Raw genomic sequence first — 19,002 nt, forward strand, 5'->3', positions numbered from 1 at the left:
CGTTAAATAAAAGTTGTGTCTGTAAAAACGGTTGTGTAATTTTATTTTAACCGTCAGAAAGAGAGCTGTGGAGACAATGACAAGACTAGAGTATAGCTTGGAAATTCGTCATTTTGGATTCTGTGGAGGAAATTTTGAAAAGCAGCGAAAAGAATATTATTTTCAAATGCTGGATTCGATTCCTGATTCTTATTCACACTTTAATATTGAACGTGAAGGCATAGTTTGTACTATTGATGTCGATTGGTCACAGACCATGAGAGATTATAAGCAACATCATACACACAGTTGCTCTTTAGAAGAGACATTAAATAATTACGAAGTAGTGAAAGACCAGTATGATTCACTCGATCAATATGTCCGTGAAATCGTTAAACATTTACCTCAAGGAAGTACGATAACCATCCAAGTACATACAGAATCGGATGAAGTTCTGCTTGTTGAACAAATAGTCATGAATTTTATTTATCATATTTATCTCGCTCTTAATCTGTCTTGTCCCGGTTTTCTGGATCTATACGCTGCAACTTTAAGTGGAAGAAATACGGAGAAGATTACAATTAGCAATTACTATTTTTCAGAGTGTTGGGCGGACGACAGCTGGCCGTCAGTTTCTTATATACCTGTCGAAAAAGTTCGATATTGGTACGATAGTCTGGAACTATGGGGACTCGGCTTAGGAAAAAGCAGATTAGTAAAATGCCTCTTTGCTTTGTTGCATTTTTGTTCGGAAGATAAGATCAGTCCAAGTAAACAGTTTGGCTTGCCCATGCGATTGAAGCTATTTATGAACTCCCGCAAGCAGCTATTCTCCAAACGATGAAGGAACGAATGCTGTTGGTCCTTTCGGATCACGAAAACCATAATCAAAAAGAAATTATAAAAAAATTAAATGATTTTTATCAATATCGAAGTAATTTTGTACATGGAAATTTGGATATCTATATACCATCAGAGTTGATTTTGGAAAGAGAGGAACATGAAAGCTATGCGAAAAAACTTATGCAAACGGAAGAATTAGCATTCAAAGTTTTGATAGCTACCCTTCAAAAAATGATAAACGAAGGCTGGCATAGCTTTAATTTTACAACCACATTTCATGGAAAATAGCTGTTTAGATAAAATACATGGAGGAGGCCTGTATGTCTAATATTAGACCCATCAACCTGAACCTTCTCGCCCCCTGCGCCGAACTGTTCGCCGAAGTGTTCAACCAGCCGCCCTGGAACGATCAGTGGACGTTCGAAACCGCTACCGCCAGATTGCAAGTGATGTATCAAACGCCGCATTTTTACGGATTGGCGTACGAAGAGGAGGGACGGCTGCTCGGATTGGTTATGGGTAACAGCGAGGTTTGGTACAACGGGATGCACTTCAAGATCGTGGAGTTTTGTGTCGCCGGTGGCCAGCAGCGTAAAGGGATCGGCAGCCAGCTGCTTCAGGCGCTTGAAGCGGAGCTGCAGCAGCGGGACGTCACGCAAATCTATTTCATCACGGGAAAAGGCGGCGATGCGGAAGCGTTTTATCGCAAGCATGGCTACACGGTGCATAGCGGGCTGGTCGTCATGACAAAGCGACTTTGCGAGTGAAAGGAGCACTGGCCGTGGCGTCCGCCTCCTCTGGCTTTTTTACATTGCATGTCCGTCAGGCTGTCTGACCGCAAAATTTCACGCTCTGCTCCTTCCTGGCAGGAATTGCGCCTACGGGCATGGAACCTAGACACCAACTGCCTACTACCTGCATAGAGGAGCGTTTGTGTGAACAAAAATGAGCGGCTGCGCCAGCATATGATCATGCCCGACTATTCATTTCCGATTAAAATGTACCGTTTTACCTGCGAGCAGCTGCAGTTTGTCCTGTTCGAGCCGCACTGGCACGAGCATATCGAGCTGCTGTATTTCGTTCGCGGCAGCGCCCGGGTGGAATGCGGCTCGGCCACGTATGACGTGCAGGGCGGCGATGTAATCGTGATCAACAGCAACGAGCTGCACAACGGGGTGTGTACGTCAACGGATCTGATTTATTATGTGCTGATTTTTGATCCTGCGCTGCTGCACAGCTCCAGCGTTGATGCGATTGAGACGAAATACATGATCCCGATTACGCAAAATCGGATTCTGTTCCGCAATCATATCGTTGGCGACCCGCCGTTTGGCCTATGCATCGAAGAGATTGCCGAAGAGATCAAAAGCAAGAGTGAAGGCTATGAGCTGGCAATCAAATCGCATCTCTACAAGCTGATGACCTTGCTGATCCGGCGGTACATCGCCTCCTCCAGTGATCTGGACAGCTATCGACTGCAGCTTCAACGCATGAAGCAGCTGGAGCCGGTGCTGCGCTACATCGACGAGCATTATAACGAGCCGCTTTCGGTGGACCACATGGCGGAGCTGGCTGGAATCAGCCGGTTTCATTTTAGCCGCGTGTTTAAAAAGCTGACCGATAAAACGCTGACGGAATACGTGCATTTCATCCGGATCAACCGCTCGGCCGATCTGCTGCGCAAAACGCAGATGACGGTTTCCGAGGTGGCGCTGCGCGTCGGGTACAACGATATTTATTATTTTAGCCGCACGTTCAAAAAGCTGAAAAACGCCTCTCCGACAGAATGGCGCAATTTTGTCCCCGACCCGGCCAATCGGGTGGGCGACGAGGATGTAGAGGCGCTGTAAAAACAAAAGCTCCGAATTCGCCGGGTGGCGGAATTCGGAGCTTTTTTGGCCGCTATGATGGCAACTATGCTGCGGCGGCGCGGGATTAATAAATTTGCAGCTCGGACACCTGACCGGAGGTGGCTCCGCTGTTGGCGGTAAACTGCACCCGAATGTGACGGGTACTGGTAGCAGCAAATGTAATCGTCACGGTATTGGCGTTCGGATTAAACGTATAGGTGGCCGACGGCACGATCGTCGTGTAGCTGGAGCCGTCGCTACTGCCGAGAATCGAAAGCGTCTGCGTTCTGGAGCCCCAACCGACAGGCAGCTGCAGGACGACCTTGCTGACCGTTTGGACGCTGCCCAGATTGACGTTCAGCCAGCTCGGGTACGCATTGGCTGCGCCTTCCCAATAGGTTGTTTGATTGCCGTCATTGGCGTTGCTTGCGCCGTAGACTTGCGTGTGGCTGCTTTCTGTGATTGTTTTGCCCAGCGCCAGGTTAGTAGTGCCCGGGGTTGGTGTTGGTGTTGGCGTCGGTGTTGCAGTTGGTGCAGGCGTTGGTGTCGGCGTCGGCGTTGGAGTTGGAGTTGGAGTTGGCGTCGAAGAGCCACCGCCGGACACGGTCAGGTTATCGATATTGACCACACCGGAAGCCGAAGATTCGTATTTGTAAGCGATGGTGTTGCTGCCTGCTTGCAAGGCGAGCGTTTCGCTTTTCGTACTCCAGGTATCCCAGTTGGCCAGGTTGGCGAGCGTTGTCGTTTTCACTTTGGCGCCGTTGACAAAAATGCTCAGCGTCTGGGCCGCGCCGTTGGAGTTGCCGAATTTCAGCGTTGCTGTATAATTGCCGGCCGCGGCGGCATTAACGTTAAATTGCGTTGTTGCGCCGACGTTCCAGTAGCCGTCTACGAAGCCGCTGCCTGTATAGCCTGGATGATCGTTATTGTATTTGGCCCCGCCGGACAATGCCGCCGATTCCGCTTCATAGGTGCTGCTGCCGCCCGGAGCCGGCGTTGGCGTCGGTGTTGGCGTAGGAGTAGGCGTAGCCGTCGGCGACGTGCTGCCGGCCCAGCCGCTGTTGCCGGAACCGACATTGATCGTAAAGCCGCCGGATTGGTCGGACCAGCCGCCAGACGGCGTATTGCTTGTCGACGTGTTGCTGATGGTCGCGTTACCATTGGCACCGGACATTTCGACGATGCCGTAGCCCTGACCGCGCAGACCGGTCCGGTTGATGTTAACTTGATCGATGGCGATGCCGGTCATGCTGCTGCCGGCGCTTTGGAACTGAATGCCATTAGAGATCGTGTCGGTAATGTTCAGGTTGTTGACGTTGACGCTGCTGACCGGGAAGTTCTGTCCGACGAATTGCAGAGCGCCGCGCCAGCTCCAGCCGTGGTCGTTGCCGCCTGCGCGGATGATATCATTGCGCTGCACAGTCGTTGTACCGCTGAAGCCGCGGCCCGGGAACGTGCTGCTGACGAGCACGCCGGCGCCGTAAGGGATGTCCTGGAACACGCTGTCTTCGACGCGGTTGCTTTCTCCGCCGTAAACCGAAGCGCCGTGCGCGAGCCAAGGCGTCTGTACGGTGACGTGCGAGATTACGTTGAGTCCCGGAGCATTGCTTTCCGCTTGGTACGTGGCCGGCCAGAAGGCAAAGGCATCGTCGCCGGTGTTGCGGGCGGTGGAATTGTAGATGGTCGTGTTTCTCATGCCGACACAGGCGTTGATGCCGTCCGCAATCGTGTTGCGCAGGCGCATGCCTTCAAAGCGCATGCCGTAGGAGTTCGTGACCCAAGCGCCAACCTTGGTATGCTCGACCCAGATGTTGCGGACCAGCGAGTTGGTGCCGAACGAGCCGACAATGCCGTCGTTGGCTTCATCGTCGTTGCGGTACGTGAGCTTGCCGATGATGGCAAAATCGGACAAGGTCACGTTGCTGCCGACCCCGTTTATGCGGATACGGTTGGCGTCAGTATAGTTGTTATCCCCGATGAACGTCGTGTGCCACATGCCGGCGCCCTGAATGGTCACGTCGCTGACATTAATCGTGCCGCGCAGATTGTAGTCGCCGGGCGGGAGCCAGACCGTTTTGCCTTGCGATTTGGCGGCGTTGATCGTATTGATCAGCGCGCCGGTATCGTCGCCGCCGTCGCCTGAGACTGCGCCATAGCTGGTAATGGACAGCGAGTTGGAAGGCTGGGAAAGAGCGGGAGCCACATTTTCCAAATCGACAAAATCGATGGTGTAGTAGGCGGCGCCGTCGCCGGAATCTTTTTGCAGCTTGATCACATCGCCGGGATTGATCGTGCCGAGCTTCACGCGGGCTTCATCGTAAAAGTTGCGGGGCGAGCCGCTGCTTGGGCTGTTCGACCACGGATATGCGCCATACAGCTTGGAGTATTTGGAAGTGACGTTGATCTTTTGTACAAATGTGCCGTTTTTGTACAGGCTGATTGTCGAATCCTGACCGCCTCCACCGGAGGAATCCGGGATGCTGTAGCGAACGACCAGCGAGTTGGCCGTGCTGTTGGCGGTGAATTGCACGTATTTGCCGCTGGCGTCGAGCTTGACCGCCTTTTGGCCGGAGGCTTCCGTTTCCTCATTGTAAGGATCGTATTTGGGCCCGATGACGGTACCGTTGGTGCTCATGTTTTCCGCTTCATACGTGGTCCACGGAATTTCCGCGCCGCGCGATGGTACGGCGGCTTGCGCATTCTGGACGGGTACGATGGCTGCAGGCAGCATACCGGCCAATAAAGCCAGCGGCATCACATAACGCGTCGCTTGTTTGACGTGCAGTTTTTTCAACATGTAGGGTCAGCCTCCTTATGTACTTGTGACTCGTGTGCTGCCGACAAAATGGAACCGTTTACATGATTCAGGCACAGTGGGCTTGAAGCAGCGCCACTTGTAGAATCTACCTCTTGATCATACAGTCCCAGACGGGAAATGATCCATGAAAGCGCTTGCTAAATGTTTGTACAATTATGCTATCCAACGGCGGAAAACGATTTATTTCGACAAGTTTTGCGGGTATATCGATGCAGAAGCGTAGGACTTGGGGCAGGGAAGAAGCGGATTAACCGGGCAGTAGCCGACCGTAGTGCAGGGGAGCGGTATCTTCTTTTTTTTCCTTTTCTATGGTATCCTTATACGTCGCGACTTTGATCTGGCAGGCCTTGTCGATGTTCGCTTCAGCAGATACAATCAAACGCTTATATATAAAGGGAGATTCTATGAACTTTCAAGACTTAAAGCTGGCTCCGGCCATTCTCAAGGCGCTGGACAAAGAACAATATACCCGGCCGACGCCAATTCAGGAACAGGCGATTCCCCCCGTATTGGAGGGCAGGGATCTGCTCGGCTGCGCGCAGACGGGCACCGGCAAAACGGCGGCTTTTGCGCTGCCGATTATTCACCGGCTGCTTGCACAGCCGGCCAAGCCTCGCGGACCGCGCCGCATCCGGTCGCTGATTGTGACGCCGACGCGCGAGCTGGCGATTCAAATTATGGAGAACGTGCAGGCGTACGCCCAATTCACCGACCTGCGCTGCGTCGCCATTGTCGGCGGCGTTTCGCAAAGAGCGCAGGAAATGGAGCTGGCTAAAGGCACCGACCTGCTGGTCGCTACGCCGGGACGGCTGCTGGATCTGATGCATCAGCAACACGTCGATGTGCAGCATGTGCAGATGTTCGTGCTCGACGAAGCCGATCGTATGCTCGATATGGGCTTTATTCACGATGTGAAAAAAATTATTGCCAAGCTGCCTCCGAAAAAGCAAACGCTGCTGTTCTCAGCCACCATGCCGCCGGAAATCGCCAAGCTCGTCGAAAGCCTGCTGGTCGAGCCGGTTTATGTGGAAATTACGCCGGTGTCGTCGACGGCGGAGCGGATCGAGCAGTCGCTGTATTTTGTCGACAAGGAAAACAAGCAAAATTTGTTGACCTATCTGCTGCAAAAGCACGCGATATCTTCCGCGCTCGTTTTCACCCGCACGAAACACGGCGCAGACCGCGTCGCGCGCGGGCTGACTAAAGCGAATATTACCGCGCAGGCGATTCACGGCAACAAGTCGCAAAACGCCAGACAAGCAGCGCTGAACAATTTCAAAAGCGGCGCGACCCGTGTGCTTGTTGCGACGGATATTGCTGCGCGCGGCATCGATATTGACGAGCTGCCGTACGTGATCAACTTCAACCTGCCGAATATCCCCGAAACGTATGTTCACCGGATCGGGCGGACAGGTCGGGCAGGGATGAGCGGCACGGCCATTTCGTTCTGCGAGGCCGAGGAGCTGCCGTATTTGAAGGATATCGAGAAGCTGATCAAAAAAACGGTGCCGCGCGTTGAGGATCATCCGTATCCGATGCAACTCGCTGTGCCGCCGCAAGCGGCAGCTGCGCCGGTGCCGGCCCGCGCCAACGACGGCGGGCGCGGAGTGCGCCAGGGCGGCGGAGCGGGCCGAGGCGGCGAAGCGCGCCAGGGCGGCGAAGCGCGCCAGGGCGGCGAAGCGCGTCAGGGCGGCGGAGCGCGTCAAGGCGGCGAAGCGCGTCGAGGCGGCGAAGCGCGCCAGGGCGGCGAAGCGCGTCAGGGCGGCGGAGCGCGTCAAGGCGGCGGAGCGCGTCAGGGAGGCGGAGCGCGTCAAGGCGGCGAAGCGCGCCAGGGCGGCGAAGCGCGTCAGGGCGGCGGGAGCCAGCGAGGCGCGCAAGCCGGTTCGGCGCGGACTGCCGTCGCAGCACCGCGCGCAGCCGCGGCTGCGCAGCCGTCCGGCGACGACCAGCCGCCTAAGCGGAAGCGCCGCCGGCGTCGCCCGCAAAGCCCGGCCAACGTGTAACGCCGTCGCGACGGGCTTTATAGAAGGCCAAGCGGCACAGAATCGCTTGGCTTTCCAAAACAAAAGGCTGTACCGACGTTTGCGGAGCTTATGCGCTCCCTTGCGTCAGTACAGCCTTTTTGGCTGTGCGCTCGTGCGCCTGCCGGAACTACAACGGATTGGGACGTGGCTGAAAAGCAATGCATAGCAGCCCAAGTACAGCACGTCGATTTTATATAGCTTTATTTTTATATAACTTTACAGACATATAACTAGATGGTAATATAAAAGCATGATTAACGATAAACTATTTGAAGCATTGGCCGAGCCGCACCGGCGACAAATTCTTGACTACCTGCGACTCAAGGAGCGTACCGTGGGTGAACTGGTAGAGCTGTTTGCGTTAAGCCAGCCGGGTATTTCCAAGCATTTGCGGATACTACGCGAAGCGGGGCTGGTCCGGATTCGCAAGGAAGCGCAAAAGCACATTTATGCGCTGAATGCCCGGCCGCTGCGGGACATCGATACGTGGTTCGAGCCGTACCGCGAATTTTGGTCGAACAAGCTGGACGATCTGGAACGGCATCTGGACGAGCAAGCGGCCATTGATGCCAACAAACGCCATTAAACAAGGAGGGAAATCGATGCTGGCGGTAATCGAGCGCGACGGGAACGGGTATATCGCCCGTTTTGAGCGTCGTTACAAGCATGCCGTGGACAAGGTTTGGGCCGCGCTAACCGACAATGAACAGCTGGGTAAATGGTTCCCGGAGCTGAGCGTCGAGGATTTGCGTACGGGAGGGCGAATCCGTTTTGACATGCGCGACGGGACATTCGTCGATATGAATATTTTGGACTGTAAGCCGTTGAAAGCTCTGGAGTATACGTGGGGTTCCGACACCGTACGCTTCGAGCTGTATCCCGATGGCGCCGGCTGCCGACTGCTGCTGCTGGAGCGGTTGAACGGGCTGACCGACCATACGCCCAAGGATTTGGCCGGCTGGCACGTCTGCCTGGATGTAATTACGGTGATTCTCGACGGAAGCGAGCCGCAAGGGCGTAAAGCAAACTGGGAAATTCAATTTGCAGCCTATCAGCAGCTCTTGGCGGCTTATCGCCAGCTATGAGGGGGGCGGGATTCATGTCCCGTCAGCGCCCGAGGCCGCATGAAGCAAGCTCCGGCACCTGATTTGCAGGTGCGGGGCTTTTTTTAATTTCGCAAATACATTAACCTATGTTATTATTACCATAGGATACTGATAACGAGGTGAACGTGATGTCGATTCATTTTGCGCTGCTGGGGCTGCTCAGCTGCCGACCGCTGACCGGGTACGATTTGAAAAAAATCATCCAGGAATCCCCGTTCATGTACTGGTCGGGCAACAACAATCAAATCTATAAAGCGCTGGTGGAGCTGCTTGACGAAGGACAGGTGACCTGCGAGGTACAGCAACAGGAAAGTGCACCGCCGAAAAAAGTGTACACGATCACATCTTCGGGCCTGTCCGAGCTGAAAAAGGGGGTGTTGGCCCCGCCCGAGCCGCCGGAAATGAAGAAAACCTTCCTGCTTCAGCTGGCTTGGTCCGATCTGCTGGATGCAGCCGAGTGGGAAGGCTTGTTGTCGGCTTATGAGCAGGAGGTCCGCATGCGCCTTTTACTGGGGCAGGAGCAGCGCCGCCGCGGCAGCGCGTTTGCTCCGGGCCGAACGCCGCGCGAGCAGCGGTTATGGTCAATGATTGACGACAATATCGAGGCATTTTATCGCCATGAATTACAGTGGGTCCAGCAGCTGCGAGAGGAGTTTGGCAGTTCGGACAACAAGGAGGACAAGAAAATGAATGTGGAGCACAAGCAATATCAAGGCGCTGCGTATATCGTCTATACACCCGAGGCCGCGCCGCTCGCGACCGAGCAAGATGTGCTCGACCTGATTGCCGTTTGCATGGAGACCGACGTATGGCGGGTTTTGCTGCCGGCTGAAGCGTTGGCCGACGATTTTTTCAAGCTGCGTACGGGGCTGGCCGGGTATATGCTGCAGAAATTCGCCAACTATCGGGTCAGAGGGGCTCTCGTAATCACTGACGAGTCAAAGCTCAAGGGCAAAATGAAGGAGCTGGTCGCAGAGCTGAATCGCGGCGGCGAGTTCCGCGTCTTCAACGATCGGGGAGAAGCGGAGGTTTGGTTGGTGGGCTGAGAGTACAGCACCCGCTTCATTGAAGAAACGTCGGTTCACGTTATTACGACGAGAGCTGGCATTTGCTTGTAGTCGTCAAGTTAAAGCTTTCGATTCGCTGCTGAGCGTAGTCGTAGGTATCATCCAGACTACCGTCGACGTATTGCGGATAATGCTGTTCGAAAGTCGGCAGGTATTCGTATTGTGCGTGCAGGCTGTTGAGGGGCTGCAGCGAAGGAGATTCGGCGCTGGCTACCGACGAGAAGGCCACAAATACTAGGGATCATGGCCATCCAGATCCCTATGACTTGCTTGTTCTTCATCATTATTCCTTCTTTTTTGAGTAAGCATAGCCGATCCAAAAATGCGACAACCTGAAAACTATACAAGAAAACCAAAAGTTTGTTCAATAGACAAACTAACCTCGCCGTGCTACGCTGTTTGCATAGCAAACGTTGGAGGGAATTTCGATGCAAACATCACGAGTAAGATGGGTATCCAGTACGCCGGATGCGCCTTGGCAGGAGCGGGAAGCGGCGGTTGTGTCGGTTGAAAAGCCGGATTTGACGGTGACGGAGGAGCTTTTTCAACGGGTGGAAGGGTTCGGGGGCTGCTTTAATGAGTTGGGGTATGTCGCCCTGCAAAAGCTGTCCTCTGCAGACCGCGCTGCGGTGCTGCATGCGTTGTTTCATCCCGAAGGGGAGCAGCGGTTCGATATCTGCCGGCTGCCGATTGGCGCGAGCGATTATGCGCTCGATTGGTACAGCTTGAACGAGACGGACGGCGATCTGGCGATGGAGCATTTCTCCATTGAGCGCGACCGCCAGCTGCTTATTCCTTACATCAAGGAAGCGCTGGCGCTGAACCCGGAGCTGAAGCTGTTTGCTTCGCCGTGGAGTCCGCCGACGTGGATGAAGCATCCTCGGGCATACAACTATGGAACGCTGCGCTGGGAGCCGGAGATTTTGCAGGCCTATGCGCTGTATTTTGTGAAATTTGTGCAGGCTTACCGCGAGGAAGGCATTACGATCCATCAGGTTCATGTGCAAAATGAAGTCGTCGCCGATCAGAAATTTCCATCGTGCGTGTGGACCGGCGAGCAGCTGCGCGATTTTATCCGCGATTATTTGGGGCCCGCCTTCGAGCGGCACGGTTTGGATACGGAAATCTGGCTGGGCACGATCAATGCGCCGGAGCCGTGGGACGAATGGCAGAAAAAGAAAGCGACCGGCCACGACGCTTACGCCCATACGGTGCTCAGCGACCCGGAAGCGTATCGGTATGTCAAAGGCGTCGGCTACCAGTGGGCCGGCAAATACGGTATTCAGCGCACGGTGCAAAGCTATCCGGAGCTGCGGTACATGCAGACGGAAAACGAATGCGGCGACGGCGAAAATACGTGGTTTTACGCGCAATATGTGTTCAGCCTCTTTCAGCATTACTTTACGAACGGCGTCAATGCCTATATTTACTGGAACATGGTGCTGGAGCCGACAGGGCGCAGTACGTGGGGCTGGGAGCAAAATTCGATGTTGACCGTCGATCCGGCGAATGCCGCGTTAAAGCGCAACCCGGAGTATTATGTAATGAAGCATTTTGCGCATTTTGTGGCGCCGGGGGCGCAGCGGCTCGGGCTGCAGGGCCCGTGGACGGGCGATGCCGTCGCGTTCGCTGCTCCGGATGGCCGACGTGTTGTCGTGCTCGCCAATCCGTTCAAAGAGACGCGGACGGTGCATCTGGCCGAGCGTTCAGGGACGTACCGGCTGGAGCTGGCCGCGGATTCCTTTAATACGATTGTATTCGAGGCATAGGCGCGTTTACGGGTCCCCGCTGCCGGCGAAGCCCTTTTGGGGTAAAATAGCTCGACGCTACCGCTGCACACGGCAACGATCAGCTCGCCGGACAGCGTTGTGCGGCGCGGACCAGACGGATGCCCTGCGGCTCGCTCCGCTATCCGTCTGTCCAATGAACGAAAACAGGCCCGTCTGCAGGGCGCTTCCCGAGTTCACGCCCGTCCGGCGTGGCGAGGAGCCTTGCCAAGCGGCCTGTTTTTACTGTTTTCCGGCAGAGGGAGCGGGGGGGAGGCCGCTAGGGCTGAAAGCTGTCGATAAAGCGACGGGCGCTGGTCGACAAGTAGCGGTCGGCCAACCAGACGAGACCCGCTTGCGATTCAAACTGCGCATCGGCAATGTCCAGCAAGCGGATGCCGGCTAGCGGGAAGGACGAGGTGACCGATTTGGGCAGCACGGTAGCGCCGATACCGGCGGCGACGAAGGAGAGGATGACCGCAACGCTGGAGCATTCGCAAAGCACGTGCGGCGCAAGTGAGCTTTGGCGAAACTCGTTCATCACCTGTTCGTGCATCAAGAAGGTATGGTCGGTTTTCAAGGTTAAAAAAGGATGCCGAGCCAGCTCCTTCAGGCTGATAGCGGCGGTATCGCCGTTGTTGGCTGGAGCCGGAGGACCCCAATCCTGCGGCAGCAGCGCGACGAACGGATCGGAAGGCAGCTTCAGCTCGGCGTATCGCTCGGCGCCGGAAGCGGCCTCGAAGGGCAGGCGGGTGACGACCAGCTCGATTTGACGCTGCTCCAGCAGTTCGCCGAGCAGGAAATGATCGCCCTCCTGAATTTTGAACGACACGCGGGGATATTGCTCGCCGAAGCGGCGGATTTTGTCCGGCAGCAGCGAAATACAGGAAACGGCGGTGCCGATGGACAACACGCCTTGTACGCCGGCATCCAGCTCCTTAACCTCCTGCACCGTTTCGTGGAATTGGCGCAGCAGCGTTTCGGCCCGAACGCGCAAAAGCGCGCCCGCCTGCGTGAGCTTGAGCCGGTTGCCGCTGCGGTCGAACAGCTGCACGCCCAGCTCCTGCTCCATCAGCTTGAGCTGGCGGCTCAGCGGCGGCTGCTCCATATTGAGCAGCTTGGCTGCCCCGGTTACCTGACCTTCCTCGGCAACGGTCAGAAAGTAGCGCAATTGGCGTAAATCCATTAAAAATGGCTCCTTGCTTACCATACCTTGCGGATATGGAAAATGTATAAAACAGATATTATTAATATACATCGCTTACTGGTATCATTCAATTAACAACATCACGCTGAAAGGACGGAGCAGGCAATGACATTTGAAATTCCTGTGGAGCGTACGCTCCAGCCCAAAACCAAGCCGGCCGAGGACAAGCTCGGATTCGGCAAATATTTTACCGATCATATGCTGATCATGGATTACGAGGAGGGAGCGGGCTGGCACGCGCCGCGCATTATCCCTTACCAGCCGATTACGCTGGACCCGGCAGCCAAGGTGTTTCACTACGGACAGACCGTTTTTGAAGGATTAAAAGCCTACCGGACCGCCGACGATAAAGTCCTGATGTTCCGTCCGCAGATGAACCTGAGCCGGCTGAATGCATCGAATCGCCGCTTGAGCATTCCCGAGATCGATGAAGCTTTGGCATTGGAAGCGCTTAAAAAGACGGTGTGGGCCGACCGCGACTGGATCCCGGCTGCACCGGGCACGTCGCTTTATGTTCGACCGTTCATCATCGCTACAGAGCCGCTGCTGGGCGTTTCGCCGTCGCTGAAATACCGCTTTATGATCATCATGTCGCCGGTAGGCGCTTATTATTCCGAAGGGATCAACCCGGTCAGCATTCATGTCGAAGCCGAATATGTGCGGGCGGTGGCCGGAGGCGTGGGCGAGGCCAAAACCGCCGGCAACTACGCCGCCGGTCTGAAAGCACAGCAGGAGGCGTCGGGCCGCGGCTACTCGCAGGTGCTGTGGCTGGATGGCGTGCATCGCGAATACATCGAAGAGGTCGGGAGCATGAACGTGTTTTTCCGCATCGGCGACCGCGTGGTGACACCTGCGCTCAACGGCAGCTTGCTGGCCGGCGTGACGCGCGATTCCGTGCTCAAGCTGCTGCGGCATTGGGGAGTTCCGGTCGAGGAGCGCGCAGTATCGATTACCGAGATCGCCGACGCGCATCGCGACGGCACGCTGCACGAAGCGTTCGGCACCGGCACCGCAGCGGTTGTGTCGCCGATTGGCGAGCTGAGCTGGCAGGGCGAGGCTATGACCATCGGCGGCGGCTGGATGGGCGAGCTGGCGCAGCGGCTCTACGACACGCTGACCGGGATTCAGACCGGCAGGCTGGCCGACGAGTTCGGCTGGCGGGTGGAGCTGGGCGAGGGCTAGGCGGATACGTTTTAAGGATAAAAAATGCGCTCAAGATTGTCTTGAGCGTATTTTTTTGTCATGCAGACAGAATAGTTTGCGAAGCAATTTTTGTCGCTTGCCGCCTGCTGTTCACTGCTAGGGCCGCTTGGCGTGGGCGAAGAGGGCTTATCTTACTCAAAATCGCCGCCACCATAGGCCGGCGCACTCCGGCAAGACGGTCAAGCGGTTCGTGCGCACCTCTTTCGCCAGTTCTTCGCCGAAGAAGAAGCCGCACAACCTTGCCGCTTCTTCCACATCGGCAAAGTGATAGTCGAGTCTTTGCCATCTACGACTGAATCCGTAGCGTTGCTCAAGTAAAGCAAAGTAACCTGTTAAAAAATCCGGCGGCGACGGTTCCGTATAGCCAGTACCCAATGTTTCGAAAATAATCGCAATGGCTCCCGGACGTAAAACGCGGCGGATTTCTTGCATAGCCACGTCGAGCCGGGACTCCCAGCCGCTTGAAGTTGAACTGGCAGAGTAGCAAAGGCTCCATCCGGCGACGACCAGATCGGCACTTGAAGACGGAGCAGCAATCCGGGCCATGTCGCATACGGCGGTGCGCCAAACAGCGGAGCCCCCCGCTGCACGTAGCTTGCATTTTGCGATCTCCAGCATTGCAGCGGAGGCGTCCAGCGCCAGCAAGGAGCGCCCCTCTTGTGCCAGAGGTATCGTCAGTCGGCCTGTACCTGCGCCCAAGTCGATGATGTCGAGCCCATGCGGATCGCAAATCTCGCGTATGGCGGGAAGCAGCGAAGGTTGCCGGGAGATTAATGCCTCATAGATTTCCGGCGCGTAACGATAAATATCGTCGTGGTTCATTTCATCACTCCTGTCGATAACTTCGGTTACAGCATAAACGTTAACGCAGGGTGAAGGTCAATATCGGAACCGGCTTTTTGATTTAACGGATCGGTACAGCGGCTACCACGTGTACCAGTTCGGAGAGCGCCCTATGTTTGGTCATATAGCCGTGCTGCTCCAGCCATTCCAGAACCAGCGCAAGCGACGTCATTGGCTTGTCGGTCAAACATTCCAACAGATCGCTACGACCCTCCCGCTGCAATTGGCGGTAATAATGCTCCTGCGCTTGACGATCGGTGAACATAAAGCCTGCAAAACCGATACGTCCTTTTGGCCTTAGCACCCGCTGAATTTCTGTTAAAGCTAGCAGCGTTTGCTCATCATTCAGATGATGGAGGGCGAAGCTCGATACGACAAAATCAAATTGCCCATCCATAAACGGAAGAGCCAACAGGTTGCCGCGCCGGGCCTCGATGTGCGGGAATTTGCTACCAAAGGCCGCCAGCATCGCTGGAGATTGATCAACGGCATACAGGGTACAGCCGCTCTCCAGCAATTTCGCTGTCAGATTACCCGTACCCGTACCTGCATCCAGCCCGCTTTCGGAGGCAGCGGGGCGAATCCAATCGCACAACGTGCGAAGCGCGGGGCCGTAATCGGCAAATAGCTCCGAATTTTGTTGGATAACATCATCCAGATGAGCAGCCATGTGGTCAAAGTTCCACACATCGTGCCATGAAGTTCGAGTTTCGCGGAGCTTTTTTGCCCCTGCAGCCAGTTCACAAATTTGCTGCAGCGGCACTGTTTGCTCTTTTTTCAGCAAACTGATCATGCTCTCGGTTGTTTGAACTTGCTGTTTATAGGCCAGCAAGGCGACGTACATAATGGAGCGCTGCATTTCCAGATAGGCAAGCAATTCCTTTTTGCGGTCGGAATCGACATGTTCTAAAGCACATTTGATCTGTTCCAGCGACATCCCTGCTTCACGTAGCGCCGTGATCGTCTGCAGCCGCCAGAGGTCCTGTTCTGTAAAGATCCGGTACTGGTTACCCGATTGTTTAGCGGGAGAGATGAGTCCTTTTTGTTCGTAAAGACGAATAGCCCGCGGAGAAATGTTCAGTTTTTGAGCAGCTTCCTGGATCAGCATGATGCTATCCTCCCATGAATCCGTTGAACCTTATCGCAGTGTCAAGGTCAGCGTTCTCATTATAAAAAACCCGCAGTTCCGCTCAGAGAGCAAACGCAGGCGTAAAAATAAATTCTAGCAGGCTGCAAACAACGCCTGCTTATTCCACACCGGCATAGAACAGCAGGTAATTCTGGCTGTTTTGCGTCCAGTAGTCCCCTTCGTGACGACCGGCGTTCAGATGAAGCTGGGACGGCAAGCCCCGGCTTTCCAGCACCTCTTGAAGCTTGCGGCTGCCTTCATAAAATTTATACTCGTCCTCCAGTCCGCAATCGAGGTAGACTTGAATCCCGCTCAGGTCCTGCGTTTGCGCCAGCTGAATCGGGTCGCGTTCCTTGCGTTTTTCGTCGGACGGATACAGCATATAGCGAATGGAGCTGCCCTTGCTCCAGTCGTCGAGCCAAAGCGCCGGGCTATGGCCGCCGGCTTTGGCGAACAACTCGGGGTGGGCGAACGCCAGATGCAGGCTGATAAAGCCGCCCATCGACAATCCCCCGATATACCGGCCAGGTTTTTCAGCAATCGTCCGGTAATGACTGTCGACGTAGCCGATAACGTCGTTGATCAGGTAATCCTCGTACATGTCGGTCGGTGAGGTGTTTAGCCCGTAGCTGTTGTCCACGTCGGGACACACGATGATCAGTGGAGCGATGCGGCCCGCGTTGATCAGCTCATCGGCTTTACGGTCCAGATGCATGTCGTTAAACCAGGAGCCTTCGTTGCCGCCATAGCCGTGGATCATGTAGAGCACCGGATAGGTACGGCTGCCGTCGTAGCCCTTGGGCAGATAGACTCGCATAGCCATATCCCGATCCAGCGCGGTACTGTGCAGGACTACGTTGGAAACCTCGGAAGCGGCCAAGGGCGCGGCGGGGCTTGGGGCAGGCGTTGCTGCCGGAGCTGTAGTTGATGGCACGCCGGTTGCCGGGCTGGTGCAGGAGGTGATGGCAAACGCCATCATCAGCAGGGCGATGATTTTGCTCATTTTCATGGGATTCCTTCCTTGATCCACCTTTGCGCGAACTTGCGGCTGCAGATCTTGTCCCCGGCCGCTTGTACTTGTATTCGTGGAAAATAGCGGAAACCCTGCCGCTTTGGCAAAAAAGATCCGCCCTTCCGGACGGCTTGCGCAACCTTATGCAAACTGCGTCCGGTACAGTCTGGCATACAAGCCGTCGCGCTCCAGCAGCTCCTCGTGCGTGCCTGATTCGGCTACGCGGCCGTGGTTCAACACGAGAATGCGGTCGGCGGACAAAATCGTCGAAAGACGATGGGCGATGACGAGTGTGGTACGCCCTTTCATGAGGGTCTCCAGCGCAGCCTGCACTTGGGCTTCGGATTCGGAATCGAGGTGCGAGGTTGCTTCGTCCAGCACAAGGATGCGGGGGTTCTTGAGCATGGCCCGAGCGATGGCGATGCGCTGTTTTTCCCCGCCGGAGAGCCGGTGACCGCGCTCGCCGACGACGGTTTCATAGCCGTCCGGCAAGGCGGCGATGAAGTCGTGGATGCAGGCTTGGCGGCAGGCCTGCTCCAGCTCTTGCCGGCTGGCGTCTTCCCGCGCCAGCCGAAGGTTGTCGGCGATGGTGGCATGCAGCAGGAACGGCTCCTGCGTGACGTATGCGAGCTGACTGCGCAAGGAAGCGAGCGTAACGCGGCGAACGTCGTACCCGTCGATGAGGACATCGCCATGTGTCGGATCGTGCAGCCGCGCGAGCATGCCGATCAGCGTGGTTTTGCCGGCTCCGCTCGGGCCGACGAGCGCCAGCATGCCGCCGGCCGGCAGCCGGAAGCTGATATCGGCGAGCGCCGGAGTGCCGGAAGCGTAGGCGTAGGAGACGCTGCGGAATTCGACGTCGCCGCGCACAAGCGGGAGCGGAGCGGCGTCATGCTGTTCAGCCATTTCTGCCGGCAGATCGGTAAATTCGAAGATGCGCTGCATGGTGCCCAGCGAGGAAGCCATGTCCAGATGGGCGTTAAACAGCGTCGATATCGGATCGTACAGGCGGCCGGTCAAGGAGACGAATGCAATCAGATCGCCGAGCGACATGCGTCCGCTCATCACGCTCCAGCCGCCGAACAAATAGATCACGGCAGCGCCAAGCGGGCTGGAGATCGCGCTCATCATTCCCGACCAGCGCCCGATCAGCCGCAGCTTCAGCTCCAGCTGCATCGCCTGCTTGTTCAGGGCAAAAAAGCGATCGGCTTCGGCCGTTTCGCGCCCGAACAGCCGCGTGAGCAGCGCGCCGGATACGCCGAAGCTTTCGGCGAGCTGCGACGACATCCGGCCGTACAAAGCTTGCGTTTCGCGGCGCATGGCGGTGCGGCGGTGCGAGACGCGGCGGGCCGGCCAGATGAGCAGCGGCAGCGCGACAAAGGCAACAAGTGTCAGTCGCCAGTCGAGGTGCAGCAGGATGACGATGGAGATGACAATCTGCACGCTTTGCGTAACCCATGAGACGATCGTTCCGGTGACTGTGCCTTGAACGGACTGGACGTCGCTGATGACGCGCTGGATGATGTCGCCGATTTTCGTATGGGTAAAAAAGCTCATCGATTGCCGCTGCACGTTTCGGAAGATGGCGCGGCGCAGGTCGTAAGTGACGCTTTGGCTGATTTTGTTGTTCATATGGTTCTGCCAGACGTTGATGGAGCCCTTGAGCACGGGGCTTGCGACCATCACGGCAGCAAACAGGGCGAGCAGTTTAAAATCGCGCTGCGGTATCGCTATGTCGACGATCGCACGCATCGCAAGCGGCGTACCGAGACCGATCAGCGTCGCGGCCAGCGCCAGCAGCACGATGACGGCAAGCCGCCGCCAATAAGGACGGAACAAGCGCAGCACGCGTCCCCACGGCACAGCAGCTTTCGCGTCGGCCGGCGCCGGGGCGTCGGCGGCGCGGCCCGCGCGTGGCAGGCGGCTCTGCGCGTTGGAACGATGCGCAAAGCTGTCCGCCGGACCGGAAGACGGACGGGGAGCTGTGCCGCCGCCGATTGCGCTTGAAGCGTCGGCCGCGCGTTTACGCCTGCCGACTTCGGACGGCTGCACATCAGCTGCCGGTGAACCTGCTACGGGTGAAGGCGGCTCGGTTTCTTTTTGACCCTTATATCGTTCTGATTCAGCTTTGGACTTCATGGGAAGAACCTCCTGC

Annotated in this window: 16 protein-coding genes; 10 read left to right on the top strand and 6 right to left on the bottom strand. The window is 56.1% G+C overall.

The genetic code is table 11. The features are described from left to right. Positions 1 to 76 precede the first annotated feature (76 nt). The 4 genes from B5M42_RS05895 (at position 77) to B5M42_RS05910 (ending at position 2,672) form a co-directional block, all read left to right on the top strand. Positions 77 to 823, top strand: a complete 747-nt coding sequence (locus B5M42_RS05895) for a hypothetical protein (protein ID WP_134751961.1) — start codon at positions 77 to 79, stop codon at positions 821 to 823. After that, complete coding sequence (locus B5M42_RS05900; RefSeq protein WP_134751963.1) at positions 820 to 1,110, top strand: hypothetical protein; 291 nt, start codon at positions 820 to 822, stop codon at positions 1,108 to 1,110. Before B5M42_RS05895 ends, B5M42_RS05900 begins: the two co-directional genes overlap by 4 nt. A 32-nt stretch (positions 1,111 to 1,142) precedes the next feature. Further along, the gene (locus B5M42_RS05905; protein ID WP_167689799.1) at positions 1,143 to 1,589 is read left to right on the top strand and encodes a GNAT family N-acetyltransferase; all 447 of its coding nucleotides are present in this window, start codon (positions 1,143 to 1,145) and stop codon (positions 1,587 to 1,589) included. Positions 1,590 to 1,757: 168 nt separating this feature from the next. Continuing rightward, the gene (locus tag B5M42_RS05910; RefSeq protein ID WP_230632717.1) at positions 1,758 to 2,672 is read left to right on the top strand and encodes an AraC family transcriptional regulator; all 915 of its coding nucleotides are present in this window, start codon (positions 1,758 to 1,760) and stop codon (positions 2,670 to 2,672) included. 85 nt (positions 2,673 to 2,757) lie between these two features. On the opposite strand, the gene B5M42_RS05915 is transcribed toward B5M42_RS05910, so the two are convergent. Beyond that, positions 2,758 to 5,469 carry a discoidin domain-containing protein gene (locus B5M42_RS05915; protein ID WP_134751967.1) on the bottom strand — a complete coding sequence of 904 codons (2,712 nt, stop codon included), beginning with the start codon at positions 5,467 to 5,469 and terminating at the stop codon, positions 2,758 to 2,760. A 425-nt stretch (positions 5,470 to 5,894) separates the two neighbouring features. Between B5M42_RS05915 and B5M42_RS05920 the strand changes: the two genes are divergently transcribed. From B5M42_RS05920 to B5M42_RS05940, 5 genes are all read left to right on the top strand, one after another. After that, positions 5,895 to 7,493 carry a DEAD/DEAH box helicase gene (locus tag B5M42_RS05920; protein ID WP_134751969.1) on the top strand — a complete coding sequence of 533 codons (1,599 nt, stop codon included), beginning with the start codon at positions 5,895 to 5,897 and terminating at the stop codon, positions 7,491 to 7,493. Positions 7,494 to 7,764: 271 nt separating this feature from the next. Continuing rightward, positions 7,765 to 8,100, top strand: coding sequence for an ArsR/SmtB family transcription factor (locus B5M42_RS05925; protein WP_134751971.1), 336 nt, complete (start codon positions 7,765 to 7,767; stop codon positions 8,098 to 8,100). A gap of 16 nt (positions 8,101 to 8,116) precedes the next feature. Next, positions 8,117 to 8,599 (top strand): SRPBCC family protein, encoded by a 483-nt coding sequence (locus B5M42_RS05930; protein WP_134751973.1) that lies wholly within the window; start codon positions 8,117 to 8,119, stop codon positions 8,597 to 8,599. A 149-nt stretch (positions 8,600 to 8,748) separates the two neighbouring features. Then, positions 8,749 to 9,666, top strand: a complete 918-nt coding sequence (locus B5M42_RS05935) for a DUF4180 domain-containing protein (protein WP_134751975.1) — start codon at positions 8,749 to 8,751, stop codon at positions 9,664 to 9,666. Positions 9,667 to 10,115: 449 nt separating this feature from the next. After that, positions 10,116 to 11,456 carry a glycoside hydrolase family 30 protein gene (locus tag B5M42_RS05940; RefSeq protein WP_134751977.1) on the top strand — a complete coding sequence of 447 codons (1,341 nt, stop codon included), beginning with the start codon at positions 10,116 to 10,118 and terminating at the stop codon, positions 11,454 to 11,456. A gap of 277 nt (positions 11,457 to 11,733) precedes the next feature. On the opposite strand, the gene B5M42_RS05945 is transcribed toward B5M42_RS05940, so the two are convergent. Beyond that, positions 11,734 to 12,639 carry a LysR family transcriptional regulator gene (locus B5M42_RS05945; RefSeq protein ID WP_134751979.1) on the bottom strand — a complete coding sequence of 302 codons (906 nt, stop codon included), beginning with the start codon at positions 12,637 to 12,639 and terminating at the stop codon, positions 11,734 to 11,736. A 126-nt stretch (positions 12,640 to 12,765) separates the two neighbouring features. Here B5M42_RS05945 and B5M42_RS05950 point away from each other — a divergent pair, with 126 nt between their 5' ends. Continuing rightward, a complete protein-coding gene (locus B5M42_RS05950) occupies positions 12,766 to 13,842 on the top strand; it encodes a branched-chain amino acid aminotransferase (protein ID WP_134751981.1) in 1,077 nt (358 codons plus the stop codon). Between the two features lie 156 nt (positions 13,843 to 13,998). Here B5M42_RS05950 and B5M42_RS05955 read toward each other — a convergent pair whose 3' ends face one another. The 4 genes from B5M42_RS05955 to B5M42_RS05970 form a co-directional block, all read right to left on the bottom strand. After that, a complete protein-coding gene (locus B5M42_RS05955; protein ID WP_134751983.1) occupies positions 13,999 to 14,685 on the bottom strand; it encodes a class I SAM-dependent methyltransferase in 687 nt (228 codons plus the stop codon). A gap of 82 nt (positions 14,686 to 14,767) precedes the next feature. Continuing rightward, on the bottom strand, positions 14,768 to 15,814 hold the full coding sequence (locus B5M42_RS05960; protein WP_134751985.1) for a MerR family transcriptional regulator: 1,047 nt from the start codon (positions 15,812 to 15,814) through the stop codon (positions 14,768 to 14,770). A 139-nt stretch (positions 15,815 to 15,953) separates the two neighbouring features. Then, positions 15,954 to 16,844, bottom strand: a complete 891-nt coding sequence (locus B5M42_RS05965; RefSeq protein ID WP_230632719.1) for an alpha/beta hydrolase — start codon at positions 16,842 to 16,844, stop codon at positions 15,954 to 15,956. A 144-nt stretch (positions 16,845 to 16,988) separates the two neighbouring features. Beyond that, on the bottom strand, positions 16,989 to 18,986 hold the full coding sequence (locus B5M42_RS05970) for an ABC transporter ATP-binding protein (RefSeq protein WP_167689801.1): 1,998 nt from the start codon (positions 18,984 to 18,986) through the stop codon (positions 16,989 to 16,991). Positions 18,987 to 19,002: the final 16 nt, after the last annotated feature.

It is taken from the genome of Paenibacillus athensensis (genome assembly GCF_004514475.2).
GTDB lineage: Bacteria > Bacillota > Bacilli > Paenibacillales > NBRC-103111 > Paenibacillus_AL > Paenibacillus_AL athensensis.

What these genes read in the sequence shown, in the direction of transcription:
- B5M42_RS05915 (WP_134751967.1), bottom strand. Translation starts at nt 5,469, where the DNA reads ATGTTGAAAAAACTGCACGTCAAACAAGCGACGCGTTATGTGATGCCG.
- B5M42_RS05900 (WP_134751963.1), top strand. Translation starts at nt 820, where the DNA reads ATGAAGGAACGAATGCTGTTGGTCCTTTCGGATCACGAAAACCATAAT.
- B5M42_RS05945 (WP_134751979.1), bottom strand. Translation starts at nt 12,639, where the DNA reads ATGGATTTACGCCAATTGCGCTACTTTCTGACCGTTGCCGAGGAAGGT.
- B5M42_RS05970 (WP_167689801.1), bottom strand. Translation starts at nt 18,986, where the DNA reads ATGAAGTCCAAAGCTGAATCAGAACGATATAAGGGTCAAAAAGAAACC.
- B5M42_RS05935 (WP_134751975.1), top strand. Translation starts at nt 8,749, where the DNA reads ATGTCGATTCATTTTGCGCTGCTGGGGCTGCTCAGCTGCCGACCGCTG.
- B5M42_RS05960 (WP_134751985.1), bottom strand. Translation starts at nt 15,814, where the DNA reads ATGCTGATCCAGGAAGCTGCTCAAAAACTGAACATTTCTCCGCGGGCT.
- B5M42_RS05930 (WP_134751973.1), top strand. Translation starts at nt 8,117, where the DNA reads ATGCTGGCGGTAATCGAGCGCGACGGGAACGGGTATATCGCCCGTTTT.
- B5M42_RS05895 (WP_134751961.1), top strand. Translation starts at nt 77, where the DNA reads ATGACAAGACTAGAGTATAGCTTGGAAATTCGTCATTTTGGATTCTGT.
- B5M42_RS05965 (WP_230632719.1), bottom strand. Translation starts at nt 16,844, where the DNA reads ATGAAAATGAGCAAAATCATCGCCCTGCTGATGATGGCGTTTGCCATC.
- B5M42_RS05950 (WP_134751981.1), top strand. Translation starts at nt 12,766, where the DNA reads ATGACATTTGAAATTCCTGTGGAGCGTACGCTCCAGCCCAAAACCAAG.
- B5M42_RS05940 (WP_134751977.1), top strand. Translation starts at nt 10,116, where the DNA reads ATGCAAACATCACGAGTAAGATGGGTATCCAGTACGCCGGATGCGCCT.
- B5M42_RS05925 (WP_134751971.1), top strand. Translation starts at nt 7,765, where the DNA reads ATGATTAACGATAAACTATTTGAAGCATTGGCCGAGCCGCACCGGCGA.
- B5M42_RS05905 (WP_167689799.1), top strand. Translation starts at nt 1,143, where the DNA reads ATGTCTAATATTAGACCCATCAACCTGAACCTTCTCGCCCCCTGCGCC.
- B5M42_RS05955 (WP_134751983.1), bottom strand. Translation starts at nt 14,685, where the DNA reads ATGAACCACGACGATATTTATCGTTACGCGCCGGAAATCTATGAGGCA.
- B5M42_RS05920 (WP_134751969.1), top strand. Translation starts at nt 5,895, where the DNA reads ATGAACTTTCAAGACTTAAAGCTGGCTCCGGCCATTCTCAAGGCGCTG.